The 17,446-nt window shown below is 46.2% G+C and carries 18 protein-coding genes; 14 read left to right on the top strand and 4 right to left on the bottom strand.

The annotated features are described in order from the left end of the window. Positions 1–25: 25 nt before the first annotated feature. From rpmI to Q0Z62_RS05255, 7 genes are all read left to right on the top strand, one after another. Positions 26–223: a 50S ribosomal protein L35 gene (gene rpmI / locus Q0Z62_RS05285; protein WP_298051760.1), complete on the top strand. Its 198-nt coding sequence runs from the start codon at positions 26–28 to the stop codon at positions 221–223. Between the two features lie 14 nt (positions 224–237). After that, positions 238–597: a 50S ribosomal protein L20 gene (rplT, locus tag Q0Z62_RS05280; protein WP_077733020.1), complete on the top strand. Its 360-nt coding sequence runs from the start codon at positions 238–240 to the stop codon at positions 595–597. 75 nt (positions 598–672) lie between these two features. Continuing rightward, the gene (gene pheS / locus Q0Z62_RS05275) at positions 673–1,695 is read left to right on the top strand and encodes a phenylalanine--tRNA ligase subunit alpha (protein ID WP_298051752.1); all 1,023 of its coding nucleotides are present in this window, start codon (positions 673–675) and stop codon (positions 1,693–1,695) included. Between the two features lie 21 nt (positions 1,696–1,716). Further along, positions 1,717–4,122, top strand: a complete 2,406-nt coding sequence (gene pheT / locus Q0Z62_RS05270; RefSeq protein ID WP_298051749.1) for a phenylalanine--tRNA ligase subunit beta — start codon at positions 1,717–1,719, stop codon at positions 4,120–4,122. Positions 4,123–4,128: 6 nt separating this feature from the next. Continuing rightward, a complete protein-coding gene (locus Q0Z62_RS05265; RefSeq protein WP_269899874.1) occupies positions 4,129–4,437 on the top strand; it encodes an integration host factor subunit alpha in 309 nt (102 codons plus the stop codon). Positions 4,438–4,495: 58 nt separating this feature from the next. Continuing rightward, a complete protein-coding gene (locus tag Q0Z62_RS05260; protein ID WP_269899873.1) occupies positions 4,496–4,876 on the top strand; it encodes a MerR family transcriptional regulator in 381 nt (126 codons plus the stop codon). 44 nt (positions 4,877–4,920) lie between these two features. Continuing rightward, positions 4,921–5,721, top strand: a complete 801-nt coding sequence (locus Q0Z62_RS05255) for a ferritin-like domain-containing protein (protein ID WP_298051744.1) — start codon at positions 4,921–4,923, stop codon at positions 5,719–5,721. Positions 5,722–5,740: 19 nt separating this feature from the next. On the opposite strand, the gene Q0Z62_RS05250 is transcribed toward Q0Z62_RS05255, so the two are convergent. After that, on the bottom strand, positions 5,741–7,333 hold the full coding sequence (locus Q0Z62_RS05250) for an anti-sigma factor (protein WP_298051741.1): 1,593 nt from the start codon (positions 7,331–7,333) through the stop codon (positions 5,741–5,743). Between the two features lie 147 nt (positions 7,334–7,480). Between Q0Z62_RS05250 and Q0Z62_RS05245 the strand changes: the two genes are divergently transcribed. Genes Q0Z62_RS05245 through sufT form a run of 7 tightly spaced genes read left to right on the top strand, consistent with a single transcriptional unit; the run spans position 7,481 to position 13,775 of the window. Next, positions 7,481–7,969: an SUF system Fe-S cluster assembly regulator gene (locus Q0Z62_RS05245; RefSeq protein ID WP_269899870.1), complete on the top strand. Its 489-nt coding sequence runs from the start codon at positions 7,481–7,483 to the stop codon at positions 7,967–7,969. After that, positions 7,969–9,417 carry a Fe-S cluster assembly protein SufB gene (gene sufB / locus Q0Z62_RS05240; RefSeq protein WP_269899869.1) on the top strand — a complete coding sequence of 483 codons (1,449 nt, stop codon included), beginning with the start codon at positions 7,969–7,971 and terminating at the stop codon, positions 9,415–9,417. Before Q0Z62_RS05245 ends, sufB begins: the two co-directional genes overlap by 1 nt. 14 nt (positions 9,418–9,431) lie before the next feature. After that, a complete protein-coding gene (sufC, locus tag Q0Z62_RS05235; RefSeq protein WP_298051737.1) occupies positions 9,432–10,205 on the top strand; it encodes a Fe-S cluster assembly ATPase SufC in 774 nt (257 codons plus the stop codon). After that, positions 10,202–11,506 (top strand): Fe-S cluster assembly protein SufD, encoded by a 1,305-nt coding sequence (gene sufD / locus Q0Z62_RS05230; protein ID WP_298051734.1) that lies wholly within the window; start codon positions 10,202–10,204, stop codon positions 11,504–11,506. Before sufC ends, sufD begins: the two co-directional genes overlap by 4 nt. 1 nt (position 11,507) lies before the next feature. Next, positions 11,508–12,758, top strand: a complete 1,251-nt coding sequence (locus Q0Z62_RS05225; protein ID WP_298051731.1) for a cysteine desulfurase — start codon at positions 11,508–11,510, stop codon at positions 12,756–12,758. Further along, positions 12,751–13,203, top strand: coding sequence for a Fe-S cluster assembly sulfur transfer protein SufU (gene sufU / locus Q0Z62_RS05220; protein ID WP_269899865.1), 453 nt, complete (start codon positions 12,751–12,753; stop codon positions 13,201–13,203). The genes Q0Z62_RS05225 and sufU overlap by 8 nt, the downstream gene beginning before the upstream one ends. 14 nt (positions 13,204–13,217) lie before the next feature. After that, a complete protein-coding gene (gene sufT / locus Q0Z62_RS05215) occupies positions 13,218–13,775 on the top strand; it encodes a putative Fe-S cluster assembly protein SufT (protein ID WP_298051727.1) in 558 nt (185 codons plus the stop codon). A 66-nt stretch (positions 13,776–13,841) separates the two neighbouring features. Here the strand turns inward: sufT and Q0Z62_RS05210 are convergent, their stop codons facing one another. From Q0Z62_RS05210 to Q0Z62_RS05200, 3 genes are all read right to left on the bottom strand, one after another. Further along, positions 13,842–15,686 (bottom strand): 7TM diverse intracellular signaling domain-containing protein, encoded by a 1,845-nt coding sequence (locus tag Q0Z62_RS05210; protein ID WP_298051725.1) that lies wholly within the window; start codon positions 15,684–15,686, stop codon positions 13,842–13,844. Further along, positions 15,683–16,366: a response regulator transcription factor gene (locus tag Q0Z62_RS05205; RefSeq protein WP_269899862.1), complete on the bottom strand. Its 684-nt coding sequence runs from the start codon at positions 16,364–16,366 to the stop codon at positions 15,683–15,685. Before Q0Z62_RS05205 ends, Q0Z62_RS05210 begins: the two co-directional genes overlap by 4 nt. Before the next feature lie 118 nt (positions 16,367–16,484). Then, positions 16,485–17,446 (bottom strand): DASS family sodium-coupled anion symporter (locus Q0Z62_RS05200; RefSeq protein ID WP_298051719.1); only part of this gene is annotated, 962 nt, incomplete at its 5' end.

The raw sequence follows: 17,446 nt of genomic DNA, 5'->3' as shown, positions 1-17,446 counted from the left end.
GTCACAACTTTATCAGAGTGTTCTTATGCCTAAGATGAAATCAAAGCGTGGCGCAGCCAAACGCTTTAAAGTACGTGGCAGTGGTTCCATCAAGCGTGGTCAGGCGTTCAAACGTCACATCTTGACCAAGAAAACCACTAAAAACAAACGTCAATTACGCGGTACCACTGAGGTCCACGCTTCTGACGTAGCATCTATCAAACAGATGCTTCCTTTTGCTTGATTGGAGTTTAATACATGTCACGCGTAAAACGTGGGGTTAACGCCCGTGCTCGTCACAAAAAAGTTCTAGCCGAAGCCAAAGGCTTCCGTGGTCGCCGCAGTACGGTATACCGTGTTGCAAAACAGGCGGTAATGAAAGCCGGTCAGTACGCTTATCGCGACCGTCGTAATCGTAAACGTGTATTCCGCGCATTGTGGATCACTCGTATCAATGCCGCATGTCGCGAACTAGACTTGACATACAGCCAGTTTATCGCTGGTCTGAACAAGGCTAACATCGAACTAGATCGTAAAGTACTAGCCGATATGGCTGTAAATGATAAAGCAGGTTTTGCTGCTGTTGTAGCTCAGGCTAAAACGGCTCTAGCTGCTTAATCGTACGATTCGATTCTGTATATGTACAAACGGGCTCTTTTAGGGCCCGTTTGTTTTTGGAAATAGACTTTGACTATGACACTACCTGCCGACGATATGATTCAACGCGCGCAGTCGCTTTTTGCTCAAGCGATTGATGCAGCAGCTTTGGAAAACGCCAAAGCGACTTTTTTAGGTAAACAGGGCGAAATCACTGCTTTGATGAAAGGTTTGGCCACGTTGCCGCCCGAGGAAAAACGAACTCAGGGTGCGGCTATCAACCAAATCAAGCGTCAAATTGAAACGTTGCTTAATGATCGTCGTGATGCGTTAGCACAAGCTGAGCTTAACCAGCGCTTAGCGTCAGAGGCCATTGATGTCACCTTGCCAGGGCGAGGTCGTACCGTGGGTGGAATTCACCCGGTGATTCGTACATGGCAACGGGTTGAGGCTATTTTCCGCTCTATTGGATTTGAGGTAGCAGATGGTCCCGAGATCGAAAATGACTGGACTAACTTTACCGCATTAAATAATCCAGAAAATCATCCTGCTCGCTCTATGCAGGACACATTTTATGTAGACATGCAAGACGAGGATGGCTTGCCATTTTTGTTGCGTACTCATACCAGTCCTATGCAGGTGCGTTATGCGCGCATGCATAACCCCCCAATTAAAGTGATTGCTCCAGGGCGTACCTATCGGGTTGATAGCGATGCAACGCATTCCCCGATGTTCCATCAGGTCGAAGGCCTCTGGATTGCAGAGGATATTTCTTTCGCTGATTTAAAAGGGGTGTACACCAACTTTTTACGTGCGTTCTTTGAAACCGATGATTTAGTAGTGCGTTTCCGTCCTTCTTTCTTTCCGTTTACTGAGCCTTCAGCTGAGATCGATATGATGTTTAGCTCAGGTCCGAATAAGGGCAAATGGTTAGAGATTTCAGGCTCTGGTCAGGTGCACCCTGATGTGGTACGTAATTTTGGTCTTGATCCAGAAAAATACATGGGTTTTGCGTTTGGTTCAGGCCTAGAACGTTTGACCATGTTACGTTACGGCGTTAACGATTTGCGCCAGTTCTTCGAAGGCGATTTGCGCTTTTTGAAGCAGTTCAATTCTTAATTTTAGCTCGGGCAATTACATATGTTTGTTTCTGAATCTTGGTTACGCACGCTAGTTAATCCATCGCTTGATTCTGACACCTTATGCCACCGCTTAACTATGGCTGGGCTAGAAGTCGAAGAATCCGTTCCTGCTGCTCCTGCTTTCAGTGGTGTCGTCGTTGCAGAAATTACTGCGATTGAACCCCATCCAGATGCGGATCGTTTACGGGTCTGTCAAGTCAACACGGGAACGGAGACTGTGCAGATCGTGTGTGGTGCGCCTAATGCGCGCCAAGGCCTAAAAGCGCCATTAGCTCAGTTGGGAGCCGTACTTCCGGGTGATTTTAAAATCAGCAAGGCTAAAATGCGTGGTGTTGAGTCCTTTGGTATGTTGTGTTCTGCAAAGGAGTTAGGCATTACCGATGATACCGATGGCTTGCTAGAGTTGCCGTCCGATGCGCCAGTGGGCACAGATATTCGTCATTATTTGGACTTAGATGACCAAATCATTGAAATCAAAATGACACCGAATCGGGCTGATTGTTTGTCTATGTTAGGTGTGGCCCGAGAGGTCTCAGCATTAACGGGCGATGCCATGACCTTACCGTCTTTTGAGCCTGTTGATGTCGCTATTGATGATCGTTTAACCGTTGATGTTCAAGCCCCTGATTTATGTGGGCGCTTTGCGGGTCGGGTTGTACGTGGTATTAATGCTGCGGCAAAAACACCGGCTTGGATGGTAAAGCGCCTAGAACGTGCAGGGCAGCGTTCTTTATCTGCTTTGGTTGATATTTCTAACTACGTTATGCTTGAGCTAGGTCGTCCTACTCACGTCTTTGATTTAGCAAAAATCAAGAATGGTTTAGAGGTTCGTTGGGCCAAAGATGGAGAAAAGCTTGAGCTTCTTAGTGGAAAAGAGGTTGAGCTCAACCCTCATGTTGGGGTGATTGCCTCGGCAGGTGTGGCGCAAAGCTTGGCCGGTATTATGGGTGGTGAGGACAGCGCGGTTGATCCCGAAACTACCACCGATATTTATATTGAGTCTGCCTTTTGGTGGCCTGAGGCCATTATGGGCCGAGCTCGTCAGTTCAAGTTTCACTCCGAAGCCAGTCACCGATTCGAACGAGGTGTTGACTATGATCATGTCATAGAACACCTAGAGCGCATGACCCAATTAGTGCTGGAAATTTGTGGTGGTAAGGCTGGTCCAATTGATGACCAGCAAGTCAACTTGCCTCAGCCTGTTCAGGTGCAAATGCGTCTGGATCGTTGTAATCGTGTATTAGGTATTCCTGTATCCGCCGAAGAGGTTGAGCAGACTTTTTCGCGCCTGGGCTTTGAGTATCAGTTAGCGGATGGTGTGTTTACGGTAACGGCTCCTTCTTATCGATTTGATCTGCGCATAGAGGAAGACCTTATCGAAGAGGTGGCTCGTATTTATGGGTTTGAGCGTATTCCGGACTTGGCTCCTAAAGCCCCTGCAGAGATGTTGCTGCAGCCTGAAGAGCTTAAAGGTCCGCATGCGTTGCGTGCTCAAGTCGCCGCGTTGGACTATCAAGAGGTCATTAATTTTTCCTTTGTCGAAGAAGATTGGGAAACGAATTATGCGGGTAACACAGATCCCATTCGTTTGCTCAATCCTATTGCTAGTCAACTAGCTGTTATGCGATCCTCGTTATTAGGGGGGTTATTGGCTAATATTGAGCATAATGCTCGCCATCGTCAGACTCGAGTTCGAGTGTTTGAGCTAGGTAAAGTCTTTATGCGCGATCCTTCTGTGACGGATGGTGATCTAACCGTCGCAGGCATTCATCAGCCCGTGCGCTTAGCGGGAGCCGCGTGGGGGCCTGCCTATCCGGAGCAGTGGGGTGAAAAGACACGAGCAGTAGACTTTTTTGATGTCAAAGCAGACATCGAGAATCTATTTACCACACGTGCCTCTGATTTACGTTTTGTTGTGGATTCCCATCCTGCGTTACACCCTGGGCGTAGCGCACGAATTGAATTGCATGGTAAACATGCAGGTTGGGTAGGGGAACTCCATCCACAATGGTTGCAGCAGCTAGATATTAATACGGCACCCGTGTTGTTTGAGTTAGATGCAGAGTTACTCTCTGAGTCGCCTATGCCCACGGTGCAACGTCAATCACGCCAACCTGTTGTGCAGCGTGATTTGGCCTTTTGGGTGGATACGACGGTCAGCTATCAGCAAATTATGGATACATTGCACAGTACAATTCATGCCACACCTGAATTGAGTATTGTGAAGAATTTCCGTTTGTTTGATGTCTGGAAAGCGGATGCGATGGCAACAGAGCAAAGCTTGGCCATGCGTTTTTGGTTACAAGACACAGACGCCACTCTGGATGATGCTAAAGTAGAGCAGAGCATGCAAAAAATGTTGGATGCTTTGATTCAAACCCATCAAATTCGTCAACGAGCCTAATATACTATGATGAAAGTTGATCGTACGTTGACTAAGGCCGAATTGACCGAGTTGATTTTTGATCAGGTCGGCCTTAATAAACGCGAAGCTAAAGAAATCGTGGATGCTTTTTTTGCTGAAATTAGTGCTGCACTAGAAAAAGGCGAAGAGGTTAAGCTGTCTGGCTTTGGTAATTTCCAGGTGCGTGATAAGCCATCTAGACCTGGACGAAACCCAAAAACAGGCGAGTCCATCCCTATTTCTGCGCGACGAGTGGTGACATTTCATGCCAGTCAAAAGCTGAAAACAGCCGTTGAAAATACAGACGTAGACTAATTCCAGGCAATTCACCGCTATAAAATTGCTTAACCTAAGCAACGAAGGATAAAAAGATATGAATGCTACTGAAAATTCGGTTTTGCCTCCTATACCAGCAAAGCGTTATTTTACAATTGGTGAGGTCAGTGAACTATGTGATGTAAAGCCCCATGTACTGCGTTACTGGGAACAAGAGTTCTCTGAGCTAAGTCCAATGAAACGACGTGGTAATCGCCGCTATTATCAACACCACGAGGTGCAGTTAATTCGTCGTATACGTCATTTGCTTTATGATGAGGGTTTTACGATCAGTGGCGCACGTAACCGATTGGGCGGGGGTGGAATTATTCAATCGGATGCCCAAGCCGCAGTTCGTTTATCCGCTACTGAGCTACAGTCTATTAGGTCAGGATTACTGTCTGTTAAGGCCGCTTTGGATAAAGCCTTAGCGAGCTAAGTCATACTGTTTTTATGAGTCCGGCATAGTCCGGACTTTTTGCTATGAATTATACGTTTTTACGAGAGCATGCTTTGCATGTTTTATTACTTTGTGATCCCATTGAAAAAGCGAGCTACATTAAGCAGCTCCTACAAGAGGGGCCTTATCCCGTTGGTGCAACACTCACCTTGCACGAGCCAGCACAAATACCGGGTAGACCACAAAAACCAGTGATTGTTCCTCCTCAGCAGGTAAAGCAGCGCTCCTTGCAATCCATTGAGGGTCGTGCCACGCTTTTACATGCCTTGGCTCATATTGAATTTAATGCAATTAATTTAGCGTTAGATATTATTTGGCGTTATCCCCATATGCCAGATATGTTTTATGGTGAATGGTTGTGTGTGGCTTACGAGGAAGTATTGCATTTTGAGCTGTTAAATCAGCATTTGCAGAGCATTGGCTATACCTACGGGGATTTTCCTGCCCATGATGGATTGTGGGATATGGCAGAACGCACTAAAGATGACCTGATCGCACGTTTGGCATTAGTACCGCGCACTCTAGAAGCCAGAGGCCTAGATGCCTGTCCTGTGGTAAGAGGGAAATTAGCACAAGCAGGCGATGAGGCCGGAGCTGCTATTTTAGATATTATTTTGCGTGATGAGGTGGGGCATGTTGCATTAGGTAATAAATGGTATCGCTGGGTTTGTGAGCAAAAGCAAGTTGATGCTATTTCTATTTATCCTGACCTAGCAACGCATTATCGAGCACCTCGCCTAAAAGGGCCTTTTAACTTTCCTGCACGCCAAGCTGCTGGCTTTTTTCCAGAGGAACTGGATTATTTACAGCAGCAGGCGCAATAGTAGGCGGTATTTGTTTGGGTTAAATACTTGATTGTTCAAGTGCCTGTTGAAATTCACCAAAATTCACAACACGGCCAATAAATAACACGGAACCAGTAGGTTCCTTTGAGCCTTGTTTGGGTTCTAAGGTCATTTCAAAAATTTGGCCATTTTGTGTCTCGCCCATGATTTCAACAGGAACTGTCACTGGCTGATTAGGATTGATAAGCCCTAAAGATCGCATGCTGGTGCTGGTAGGGCTTTGAGTCCAAAGTTGTACTGCTTGATCAGGGCGAATTTCAGTACGAACTTGAGGGGTAAATAACACATGCCCCTCAGGGTCAATACTGACAATCCAGCCTGGAGTTGAGCTTTGACCTGGGGCTTGCAATATGGCCCCAGCTCTGGGGCTCATTTGGACCATTTGTATAGTCGGTGCTTTGGGCATAAACGCCCAAATCAATGCTGCAATTAAGGCGATAGCGATAGCCAACCCAATCCAATAGCTTTTTTTCCATTTTGCCGCTAGCGAGTCTAGGGCGGAGTTGCCAATTGTATGTTTAGGTTGTGAGCGAGATGCTGCCGTGGTTGCGTCTTTTTCTTTTGTTGCCGTAAATGTACTGGATTCGAGTGGGTCAGTTACTGTTGGGTTACGTGGCTCTGACTTTGTTTCAGCTTGTGGTGTAACACTAAAAGTGGGCTCTATTTTGACGGGCTTTTGAATAGGGCTTACAGAGGCGGCTGCGGGGATGGTTTTTGCTGTGGTCTGAGCTACTGGTTCTGCTGAGGTTTTGCTTGTGCTTTGAATTGTGACGGGAGTGTCAAAGCGTGAAGGGGCAGCGGGAGTAGCGGTAGCAGGACTAATGGGTGTTGCCGTGGGTACGGATACAAAAGGCAGATCTAGGTCTTGATAGATACGTTGAATTAACTGAGCCGGAGGCGTCTGCTCGGGCAGACTGTACACAAGGGCGCTAAAGATTTTCTCCCACAGCAGCAAATCTTGTGCGGCGGTGCTGTTTTGGCTAAGTAATGCATGAGCCGGTGCGATGCTTTGGTTATCGCGTAATAAGCCTAGGCAATACACACCAAGCACACAAAGCTCATCATCTGAGTGATTTTTCCATCCGCTAAATAGCCGCGTTAATGAAATCAAGGCTTGATGAATGTGTTTTTGAGTGAGATCTATGCTGCTATGGCATTCTTTGGCTATTTCTGCATAGCTATATGCATGCAGGTAGGCCAGACCTATCATTTTTCTAGCGCGTTCATCTAGGTGCGAAAACTGCTGTAAATCAGCTGGGGCATCAGAGGGGATGAGTAAATACGGCTTTACTTTAATGAAAGGGCTAAGAGTGGGGCTTTGTTTAAGGCGTTGCTGTGCCCTAAAACGTAAGATACTGTAAATCCAAGCACGTGCTGAACCCAAGGTTGGGTCATAGGCATCAGCATTGCGCCAAATTAGTCCTATGCTTTCTCGGACTAGCTCTTCTGCGTCAGCAGGGCGGTGCAGCAGACTTGTGCCCAAAGCCAGCATACGAGGGGCTTCGCGGTCGTAAATCTGGTGCAATGCAGTCGCTTTGCCTTGGGCGCATTGTTGAAGCAGTGTTTTGTAAGATGCGGAATGGTCAGCCATAAGCTCGCCGTGAAGAGTAAATTAAATAAAAATATATTGTAGGGGCGAGCGCCCGATTGATGCAGTAACAGAATGCAGCATTAGATTTGACGTATATAGTACCAAAGCGGTACTATATGGCTATAGTGAGAATAACCTGAGACGTATATGCTGCGAATTAGCAAGATTATCGATTATGGCACCTTGGTGCTGACACACATGGGGAGTGATCCTGATCGTGTGTTTAGCGCCTCCGAGCTGGCAACAGTTTTAGGCCTAGGCCAACCCACCGTAAGCAAAGTCTTAAAAATGCTTTGCCAAGATGAATTGGTGACTAGCACTCGAGGGGCTCGGGGGGGGTATGCATTGGCTCGGCCAGCTGAGCAAATTAGTGTGGCTCAAATTATTGATGCACTAGATGATCAGCCTTTTGGTTTAACCGAATGTGTAGCACAACCCGGAACCTGTTCTGTCGAGCAAGATTGCCATATACGCAGCAATTGGCAACGTATCAATGATATTGTACGCCGAACCCTCGAAGATGTCAGCGTTGCTGATATGATTCGCCCAAATAATGAATATCCTTTAAAACAATCCGACGGATTTATGACTAAATCGCGACGTCAGGCCAGCACTTCCACAGCGGAGTTATCTTAATGAGTACTGTTAATGAACACCTCGACACGTTCTTAGATCGTGATTACGAGGCGGGGTTTATTACCGATATTGAATCAATCACTATCCCTAAAGGACTAAGTGAGGAAACGATTAAACGTATTTCGGCAATTAAACAAGAACCTGAATTTATGCTTGAGTGGCGTTTAGCTGCTTATCGCCAGTGGTTAGAGATGAAAGATCCCACTTGGTCTGTTGTTGAGTATGAGCCCATTGATTTTCAAGATATCAGCTATTACTCCGCACCTAAAAGCAAAACAGACGGGCCAAAGAGTTTAGACGAAGTTGATCCTGAACTGTTACGTACCTATGAAAAGCTGGGCGTGCCTTTGCATGAACGCGCTCGTTTAGCTGGGGTGGCCGTAGATGCGGTTTTTGACTCGGTGTCTGTCGCTACTACGTTTCGTAAGCAATTGCACGAGGTCGGGGTTATTTTCTGTTCTTTCTCCGAGGCCGTTCGAGAGTACCCAGAGCTGATACAAAAATACTTAGGCACAGTCGTTCCTCCTAGCGATAACTTTTATGCCGCATTGAACTCAGCCGTATTCTCTGATGGATCTTTTGTATTTATCCCTAAGGGTGTTAAGTGCCCGATGGAATTATCGACTTATTTCCGTATTAACTCACCGGATACAGGGCAGTTTGAGCGCACATTAATTGTAGCCGAAGAAGGCGCCTCGGTTAGCTACCTAGAGGGCTGTACTGCGCCAATGCGTGATGAAAACCAACTGCATGCTGCAGTCGTTGAAATCGTGGCATTGGATGATGCAAAAGTAAAATACTCCACCGTACAGAACTGGTATCCCGGTGATAAGGATGGAAAGGGCGGTATTTATAACTTTGTGACTAAGCGTGGCGAGTGTCGTGGTGCACGTTCTCACATTTCCTGGACACAGGTTGAAACGGGCTCTTCGATTACATGGAAATACCCGAGTGTGGTGTTGCGTGGTGATGACTCTGTGGGTGAGTTTTATTCTGTAGCCTTAAGTAATCATCGTCAGCAGGCAGATACCGGTACAAAAATGATTCATATGGGGCGTAACACCACCAGCACGATCATCTCTAAAGGGATTTCTGCGGGTCGTGGTCTGAATACGTATCGGGGTTTAGTACGTATCAGTCCTAAGGCTGAAAATGCACGTAACTATACACAGTGTGATTCACTCTTGATTGGTAAAGAGTGTTCGGCACATACCTTCCCTACCGTAGAGGTACAAAATCCAACCGCTAGCGTAGAACACGAGGCCACCGCTTCTCGTATTGGTGAGGACCAGTTGTTTTATGCCATGCAGCGTGGGATTTCAGCTGAAGATGCTGTCTCTATGATTGTGAATGGTTTCTGTAAAGATGTAATTAAAGAATTGCCCATGGAGTTTGCCGTTGAAGCGCAAAACTTACTTGGTGTAAGCCTCGAAGGCAGTGTTGGTTAAGGAATTATTGAAAAATGTTAAAAATCAAAGATTTACACGCCTCTGTTGAAGGCAAACAAATTCTACGTGGTTTAAACCTAGAGGTTAAGCCCGGCGAAGTTCACGCTATTATGGGGCCAAATGGCTCCGGCAAAAGTACCTTGTCACAAGTCTTAGCGGGTCGCGAAGACTACACCATTGACTCCGGTTCAGTGGATTGGCTAGGTCAGGACTTATTGGATATGGCGATCGAGGATCGTGCTCGCTCAGGCTTGTTTTTAGCGTTTCAGTACCCTATTGAGATTCCTGGTGTATCGAATGCTTATTTTTTGCGTACAGCGGTAAATGCAATTCGCAGAGAACAGGGTAAACCGGAATTAGATGCAATCGATTTTCTCAAACTCGTGAAAGAGGAAATGAAAGTCGTAGGTATGCGTGAGGAATTCTTGCATCGCTCTGTTAACGAAGGCTTTTCTGGCGGCGAGAAAAAACGCAATGAAGTCCTTCAAATGAGCATGTTAGCGCCTAAGCTCGCTATTTTGGACGAGACAGATTCCGGCCTAGATATTGATGCTTTACGTGTGGTCTCCGAGGGAGTAAACCGTTTACGTTCACCTGATCGCTCGATGATTGTGATTACGCACTACCAACGTTTACTCGATTACATTGTGCCGGATGTGGTGCATGTGTTGTCGGGTGGTCGTATTATCCGCACCGGTGATGCCTCTTTAGCCAAAGAGCTCGAAGAGCGTGGTTACGGTTGGGTACTAGAGCAGGCTGCCGCCGAAGCCAAAGGAGCCGCGGTATGACCTCCTTACCCACATGGGTGAATCCCTTTGTTGAGCAAGCAGCACACCAGGCCGGCGCAGCCGCTTGGTTAACTGAATTGCGTCAGCAGGCTTTAGCACGTTTCTCGTCCGAGGGATGGCCTACTAGCCGTCTAGAGGCATGGCGTCATACCTCTTTAGCCAGTATGGAAAAAAGCACGTACCAACTCGCGGCAACACATGATGCAGCAGAGCTATTCGCTAGCTGCAAAAATAGCGAAGATGGGTATTGGATGGCCTTTGTAAATGGTCAATTTAATGCGGATTTATCCAATCTTGATGCGGTTCCTGCTGGTGTATCTATCGAATCTGTTGCAGCCATGCTAGCTAGCAACGATTCACGATTACAAGATATATTTGGCCAAGTTCAAGCAGGATTTAGTCCTGAGGCTTTAAACTTAGCACTAGCCCAAGATGGGGCATTTGTTCGAGTAAATCGTGCGGTGGTGGTCGATAAACCCATTCATCTGGTGTTTATCAATACCGAAACTCAGTCAGCGAGCTTTACGCGTAATTTTGTTGCCTTGGAAGCCGGGGCACATGCAACAGTAGTCGAACACTACTTAAGTGGTGACGATTTTGTTGGACTTACCAATGCGGTAACGCGTGTTTGGACAGACAGGGACGCCAATTTAACGCATCTTAAATTGCAAAACCAAAGTGAAAAATCAGTGCATTTGGCCGCAATTGATGTAGAGCAAGAGCACGCGTCTCATTACGAGTCCCATTCTTTATCGTTTGGTGCACAGCTGGCACGCACGGGTATTCAGGCTCAGTTTAATGGCGAGCGCTGTCATGCTTTATTGAATGGTTTGTATTATGTGAATGATCGTCGCCATGTCGATCACTTTACACAAATCCTTCATAACCAGCCTAACTGTACTAGCCATGAGTATTACCGTGGCATTATGGCTGATCGAGGCCGTGGTGTGTTTTCTGGTCGTATTGTCGTTGCCAAAGGCGCAGACGGTACAGATGCGATTCAACGCTCTGATAGCTTATTACTCTCTAAAATGGCACGAGCAGATACGCGTCCAGAATTAGAGATTTATGCGGACGATGTGAAATGTGCGCATGGTGCTACCGTTGGACAAATCGAAGAGGAAAGCTTGTTTTACTTACGCTCCCGTGGATTAGACCGTAAGGATGCTTTTGATTTATTGATTTATGCCTTTGCCGCTGAAGTCTTAGAGCGCATTAAATCGGACAGCTTACGAGCCCGAGCAGCTAAAGGAATTCAATCCTTATTGCCAGGCAATGAAAACGCGTTGGAGCAAAACTAATATGGTAGAGCCGATCCTAAAACCTGCTATGCAGCTTGATCGGCGCGCCGATTTTCCAATCTTGGCGCAGCCTGTACGCGGGCAGCGCCTTGTTTATTTGGATAATGGTGCGACCACACAGAAACCTGCCGCAGTAATTCATGCTGAAAGCCATTTTTATGAGCACTCGAATGCAAATATTCATCGTGGTGTTCATTGGCTATCGCAGCATGCAACCGATCTGTATGATCAAGCCCGAGTTGTGACGCAGCAGTTTCTACACGCGCAGCGTATCGAAGAGATTGTCTTTACCAGTGGTACCACAGATAGCATTAATCTGATTGCGTATAGCTGGGGGATGGCCAATTTAACGGCGGGTGATGAAATCGTTTTAACGGGGATGGAACACCACTCCAACATTGTACCTTGGCAATTGGTTGCTCAAAAAACAGGGGCTATTATCAAGGTAGTGCCTGTGCTTGATAATGGTGAGTTGGATTTAACCGCTTATCAAACGCTATTAAGCAATAAAACCAAATTTGTGGGTATTGTTCATGTGTCAAATGCCCTTGGTACAGTAAACCCCATCGCACAGATGATTGAAATGGCACATCAGGTTGGGGCTAAAGTCCTAATCGATGGGGCACAAGCCGTTGCGCATACCGAGGTGAATGTACAAGAATTAGACTGTGATTTTTATGTGTTTTCAGGACATAAAATTTATGGTCCCACAGGCACAGGTGTACTCTATGCTAAATACGATCTGTTAGATGCCATGCCACCGTGGAAAGGTGGTGGGGACATGATTCATACTGTTAGTTTTGAGTCCAGCACCTATGCCCCTGTGCCGCAGCGTTTTGAAGCCGGGACACCTAATATTGCTGGGGTAGTGGTCTTAGCAGAGGCGTTAAAGTATGTGCAGACAGTGGGACTAGACGCCATTGCCGCTCATGAAGACGCCTTGTTGCGTTATGCCACAGCTCAGTTAGGGACAATGAAAGGCATTACCTTGGTAGGTACAGCCGCGAATAAAGCGGGGGTTTTATCCTTTTTAGTTGATGATATTCACCCGCATGATTTAGGTACCATTTTAGACATGGATGGGGTGGCGATCCGAGCAGGACACCATTGTGCTATGCCTTTAATGACTCGTTTTGGTATTCCTGGCACAGCACGTGCTTCGTTTGCTGTGTATAACAGTTTTGATGATGTGGATGCCTTAGTTGCAAGCTTGAAAAAAGCGCAAAAATTATTTGGAGTCGCTGATGAGTGAAGATTTTGGCGGGTTGCGTGAACTCTACCAAGAGGTGATCTTTGATCATAATCGCAAACCCCGTAATTTTAATCACATGGAAGACGCCACACATAAAGCAGATGGACATAATCCATTGTGTGGTGATCAGTTACGTGTCTACGTGCGTTTAAAAGACGACATAGTGGAAAAGGTTTCTTTTATTGGCCAAGGGTGTGCGATATCAAAAGCGTCTGCCTCGTTAATGACGGAAGCCTGCATGGGCAAGACAAAAGCTGAGGTAGATGCTCTTTTTAAAGATATGCATACCATGCTAACCGAGGAACATCCTGATAAAGACTTGGGTAAACTAGAGGTCCTATCAGGTGTAAAAGAATTTCCCGCGCGGGTGAAATGTGCCTCTTTAGCTTGGCACACCTTAGACAATGCGATTCACCAAAACGATGAGATCGCTAAAACCGAATAAAGGTAGTCTGTATTATGAGTTATTTTGAGCGCGAAGACGTCATCGTTACACGTGACTGCCCAGCAGTCACCATTCCTTATGGTTCACCTGTTACGATTGAAAAAGGGTGTAGCGCGACCATTACCCAAAAGTTAGGTAATAGCTATACGGTGATCGTAGAAGGAAATATGTATCGAATCGAAGGTGTAGACGGAGATGCGATAGGGCAAGAAATCAAAGAAGAAGAAGTTTTCATGCCTGAATTGCCTTTGTCAGAAAAAACCATCGAAGACGCATGTTGGATTGTATTATCAGAGGTCTTTGACCCTGAAATACCTGTGGATATTGTTAACTTAGGATTGGTTTATAAGTGCTACGTCACTCAAGAAAGTCCTGAAAAATTCACAGTGCTATTAGACATGACATTAACAGCTCCTGGTTGTGGCATGGGCCCAATTATTGCCGAAGAAGCCCGCTTTAAAGTCTTAACGATTAAAGGGGTAGATAAGGTCGATGTGAATTTGGTGTGGGACCCACCCTGGAGTCGAGAAATGATGAGTGAATCAGCTCGATTACAATTAGGGATGATGTAGTAACCGTGCTTTTTAAAAACCGCTAAGTCAACATGTATACTTAGCGGTTTTTTTTATACGCGAGACTTATAGTTCGATAAAAACAATAATAGTTGTTCCTCTGGAGCTAGATTTTATTTGAAGTCTTCCTCCCATACGTTCTACACGAGCTGCCATGCTACGCATACCGACGCCTGAATCGTGCTTTATTGTTACGTCAAAGCCTATCCCATCATCATCAACAATAAGACTTAGTCCTTGTTGATCGGATTTCAATAAAATACGTAAATGTTTGGCTTGACTATGCTTAATCACATTCGAGATGGATTCTTCTATGAGTCGAGTTAGACCTAAACACTGATGCGCACTAGGCCAACTAACCCACGCTGGGGCAATATCCCAATGAGATGAAATACCTATTTCGTCGAGTAGGTCCGTAAAACGGTGACGTAAAGGCGCTAGCCATTGGGTAGGAGTAGCCGCAACTATTTGCTGTGCGCCTCCTTGCTCGATCAGTTGGCGTAAGTCATCGCGCAGTACCTTGAGTAGCGATAGCATGCGTGCATTTGATAGGGGCTGCGAGGCCTGCTCAACCAAGGCAATACTACGTACTAAACTACTACCTATGCTGTCATGCAGGTCATGAATAATATGCATACGCTCTTCTAGTGTGGCATGAGCTAAAGCCTGATTATGTTCACGGCTTAATAGCTCAGTGATTTCTAAGCGCGCTGCGCTAATTCGTTGCTGTAGTTCGTAATTAAACGTTTCTATGTGACGCATACTGCTTGCCAGACGTCCACCTAATAATAAAGCCGTGAACAGGGCTGCTACTGGGCCGGTAATAGCGCCCCACATCGTATGCGTTTCTTCTTGTAAGCTAATAACAAAGAGGTCGTGCACGCCTACGATAAAAAAGAATAACCAACAAACAGCGAGCCACATATATTGAGGTTGCGAAGATCGCCATGCATGAAATTGAAACTGTAAGCAATTGAGCAAAAAGAGTAGAACAAAAGAAAGCCATAGGATATTGAGGATGGCTCTAGGCGCAAAAAGTGAAAGTAATACACTCAGGCCGGTAAAAACCCATATGAGTTTTTCGATATAGGGCAGTTTTTGTTCACCAAAGCGCCAAGTAAAAAGGCAGAAGCAAAACACATAAAGAATAAAACAAATATTATTGAATCGCGAATGGGTCAGAGCGTCAGGAAAAGGCCATGGGTCTATAGAAAGCAAAGTTGATAAATACAACATCCAACATAGGGACATGAGGCCGTACCAGCCGTAGGCGCGCTCAGAGCGACCAAAGATCCAGATAACTAAAAAAATGCCGCCCAATGCACCATTTAATCCTAAGCTTATGTAATAGACAGTGCGCTGATGCCATAGGCTATGAGCATGGTTTTTTGCAATAGGATCAATATGGTCTATCTGTAGTTTTCCTAGTCCTGGTGCGAGCTCTGCTAGGCCTATGGTGCGAACCCAAAGGGTATTGGATTTTTCCGATAAAGTGGTTTCAGGCAAAAGCCACCATCTTGGCATGTTCCAACTCAAGGATAAAGGCTCTTCTAACGAATGATCGCGCCAAAGTAGGGTGTCATTGCTATAAATGGCACCGGCTAAGCTAATACTATCAATACCTACCCCTATTGGTTGCTTGGCTCCAGCGTCAGGGCAGTCTCGAGTCCAGTCAATGCGATACCAGACGTCACCGTCATGCTTGGGCCAACGATTCGTCCATAAGTCAGGTAGAGTAACTGCCTCCCAGCCCGCTGTTGGTTTGCTTGTGCTATTCGCCACTGCTTTAGCGGCGGCGATATGGGTAATTGTAGGTGAGCAGGATAGGGGGGAGGTAGTGGCCCAAATAGAGTGACTAAAGCAACATAAAAAGACAAAAACAATCCATTGATAAGCAATAGAAAGTTTCACTTTATCACCCCGTTTTCTCGTGCTTTACGTATGGCCATGGTTCGTGATGACACGGCGAGTTTGCGATAAATACGTTTGATGTGACTCTCAACGGTATAGCGTGAGATAAATAGCTGTTCGGCTATCTCCCTATTTGTAAGGCCGTCAGCGACTAGACATAATATTTGACGCTCTCTATCACTGAGTGCTTCGGCACTGGTATCGATGGGGATGGCAGTTAGTTCGGGCAAAAGCTCTAAAATACGCCGTGCAATAAAAGGATCAATGGGAGCTCCGCCTCGAAGTACGCTGCGTATGGACATGATGACCTCAATGTCATCCCTTTCTTTAAGTACGTAGCCGGTCGCGCCGGCTCGTAAGGCGCTAAGAATGGTTTCCTCTGAGCTCCAAGCGGAAATGACCAAGATACCTAAAGACGGATTTTGCGCGCGTAGTTGCTCGATGAGACTAAGGCCATTGCCATCAGGTAGTTGCAAATCAACTAAAGCTAAGGCAATGGATTGTTTGCTTAAGAGCAAATGAGCTTGGGCTAAAGAGCCAACAATACAAAGATCGTTGGTCTTATAGCCAAGTTGTAGTAGTAAATTATGAAGTCGCTGCTGAAGTAATGGCTCGTCCTCAACAATTAGCACCGGGCTAGGTAGGACGAGATCAATGGCAGGAAGAGTAGATTCAATCATACCCAAGCATATACAGAAAAAACGTGGGATGCACAGCATCAGGACAGGCTTATCTTATGCGTATATGGGTGAACTGGCTATCCCTAAAAGTAGGGATAGTCAGTGAATAAAGGGCAATTTACCAGTAACCAAGAGCTTTCCACCACATGCCACCAATGTAGAACCAAATAGCTAGGTTCACCACACTAACGACAAAGCCCGTTTTCCACCATTCGCCCAAGGTGGTGTATCCAGAGCCAAAGATAATAGGGGCCGTCCCTGTGCCATAGTGGGTCAATGACATCATGAGAGAAGAGGAAAAGGCTAGGGTTAGGCCTAACAACATAGGTGGCGCGCCCAAGGCAATACCTGCTGCAAAAAAAGCAGCGAACATGGCGGTAATGTGTGCGGTTGTGCTTGCAAAGAAGTAGTGCGAGTACACATACACTAAGACCAGAATCAGCATACCTAAAATCCAACTCACACCGAGTTGATCAATACCACCCCCTACAGAGACAGCTAACCAAGAAACCAGACCTAGTTTGCCTAAGAAGCTTGCCATCATAACTAAGGCAGAGAACCAAACAACCGTATCCCAAGCCCCTTTGTTTTTCAGGATTTCATCCCACTCAAGCACACCCGTGATAAGAAGTATAGACAGGCCAATAAAGGCAGCTGTGGTTGGGTTAATTAAGAAAGCATCCCCAAAAAGCATGGCGGGCACCCCTGCCCACATAATGAGTAATAAGCCAAATACGCCTAGAGTGATTTTTTCAGGCACGGAAAGAGGCCCGAGTTGTTCCAGTTGGGCTTTAGCGAAATTAGGCGCATCAGGTGTTTTCTTAATTTCAGGGGGGTAAATAAAGTAGATCACCAAAGGCATCACGATTAACGCGATGAGACCAGGTACAAGTGCTGCTAACGCCCACATGCCCCATGTTAGATTAAAGCTACCGTTAGTCCCCTCACTAATTAAACTGACAATTAAGGGGTTAGGTGCTGTGGCGGTAATAAACATGGCCGAAGTAATCGGATTGGTGTTGTAGTTAACAAGCGCTAAATAACGGCCAATTTTTTCGGTAGAGCCTCGCTCCGGTTTTG

Source organism: uncultured Paenalcaligenes sp. (assembly GCF_947630565.1).
Lineage (GTDB): Bacteria > Pseudomonadota > Gammaproteobacteria > Burkholderiales > Burkholderiaceae_B > Paenalcaligenes > Paenalcaligenes faecalis.
Note: the sequence above shows the minus strand (reverse complement) of the source record. Positions and strands in the feature narration are given on the sequence as shown.

What these genes read in the sequence shown, in the direction of transcription:
- rpmI (WP_298051760.1), top strand. Translation starts at nt 26, where the DNA reads ATGCCTAAGATGAAATCAAAGCGTGGCGCAGCCAAACGCTTTAAAGTA.
- rplT (WP_077733020.1), top strand. Translation starts at nt 238, where the DNA reads ATGTCACGCGTAAAACGTGGGGTTAACGCCCGTGCTCGTCACAAAAAA.
- pheS (WP_298051752.1), top strand. Translation starts at nt 673, where the DNA reads ATGACACTACCTGCCGACGATATGATTCAACGCGCGCAGTCGCTTTTT.
- pheT (WP_298051749.1), top strand. Translation starts at nt 1,717, where the DNA reads ATGTTTGTTTCTGAATCTTGGTTACGCACGCTAGTTAATCCATCGCTT.
- Q0Z62_RS05265 (WP_269899874.1), top strand. Translation starts at nt 4,129, where the DNA reads ATGATGAAAGTTGATCGTACGTTGACTAAGGCCGAATTGACCGAGTTG.
- Q0Z62_RS05260 (WP_269899873.1), top strand. Translation starts at nt 4,496, where the DNA reads ATGAATGCTACTGAAAATTCGGTTTTGCCTCCTATACCAGCAAAGCGT.
- Q0Z62_RS05255 (WP_298051744.1), top strand. Translation starts at nt 4,921, where the DNA reads ATGAATTATACGTTTTTACGAGAGCATGCTTTGCATGTTTTATTACTT.
- Q0Z62_RS05250 (WP_298051741.1), bottom strand. Translation starts at nt 7,333, where the DNA reads ATGGCTGACCATTCCGCATCTTACAAAACACTGCTTCAACAATGCGCC.
- Q0Z62_RS05245 (WP_269899870.1), top strand. Translation starts at nt 7,481, where the DNA reads ATGCTGCGAATTAGCAAGATTATCGATTATGGCACCTTGGTGCTGACA.
- sufB (WP_269899869.1), top strand. Translation starts at nt 7,969, where the DNA reads ATGAGTACTGTTAATGAACACCTCGACACGTTCTTAGATCGTGATTAC.
- sufC (WP_298051737.1), top strand. Translation starts at nt 9,432, where the DNA reads ATGTTAAAAATCAAAGATTTACACGCCTCTGTTGAAGGCAAACAAATT.
- sufD (WP_298051734.1), top strand. Translation starts at nt 10,202, where the DNA reads ATGACCTCCTTACCCACATGGGTGAATCCCTTTGTTGAGCAAGCAGCA.
- Q0Z62_RS05225 (WP_298051731.1), top strand. Translation starts at nt 11,508, where the DNA reads ATGGTAGAGCCGATCCTAAAACCTGCTATGCAGCTTGATCGGCGCGCC.
- sufU (WP_269899865.1), top strand. Translation starts at nt 12,751, where the DNA reads ATGAGTGAAGATTTTGGCGGGTTGCGTGAACTCTACCAAGAGGTGATC.
- sufT (WP_298051727.1), top strand. Translation starts at nt 13,218, where the DNA reads ATGAGTTATTTTGAGCGCGAAGACGTCATCGTTACACGTGACTGCCCA.
- Q0Z62_RS05205 (WP_269899862.1), bottom strand. Translation starts at nt 16,366, where the DNA reads ATGATTGAATCTACTCTTCCTGCCATTGATCTCGTCCTACCTAGCCCG.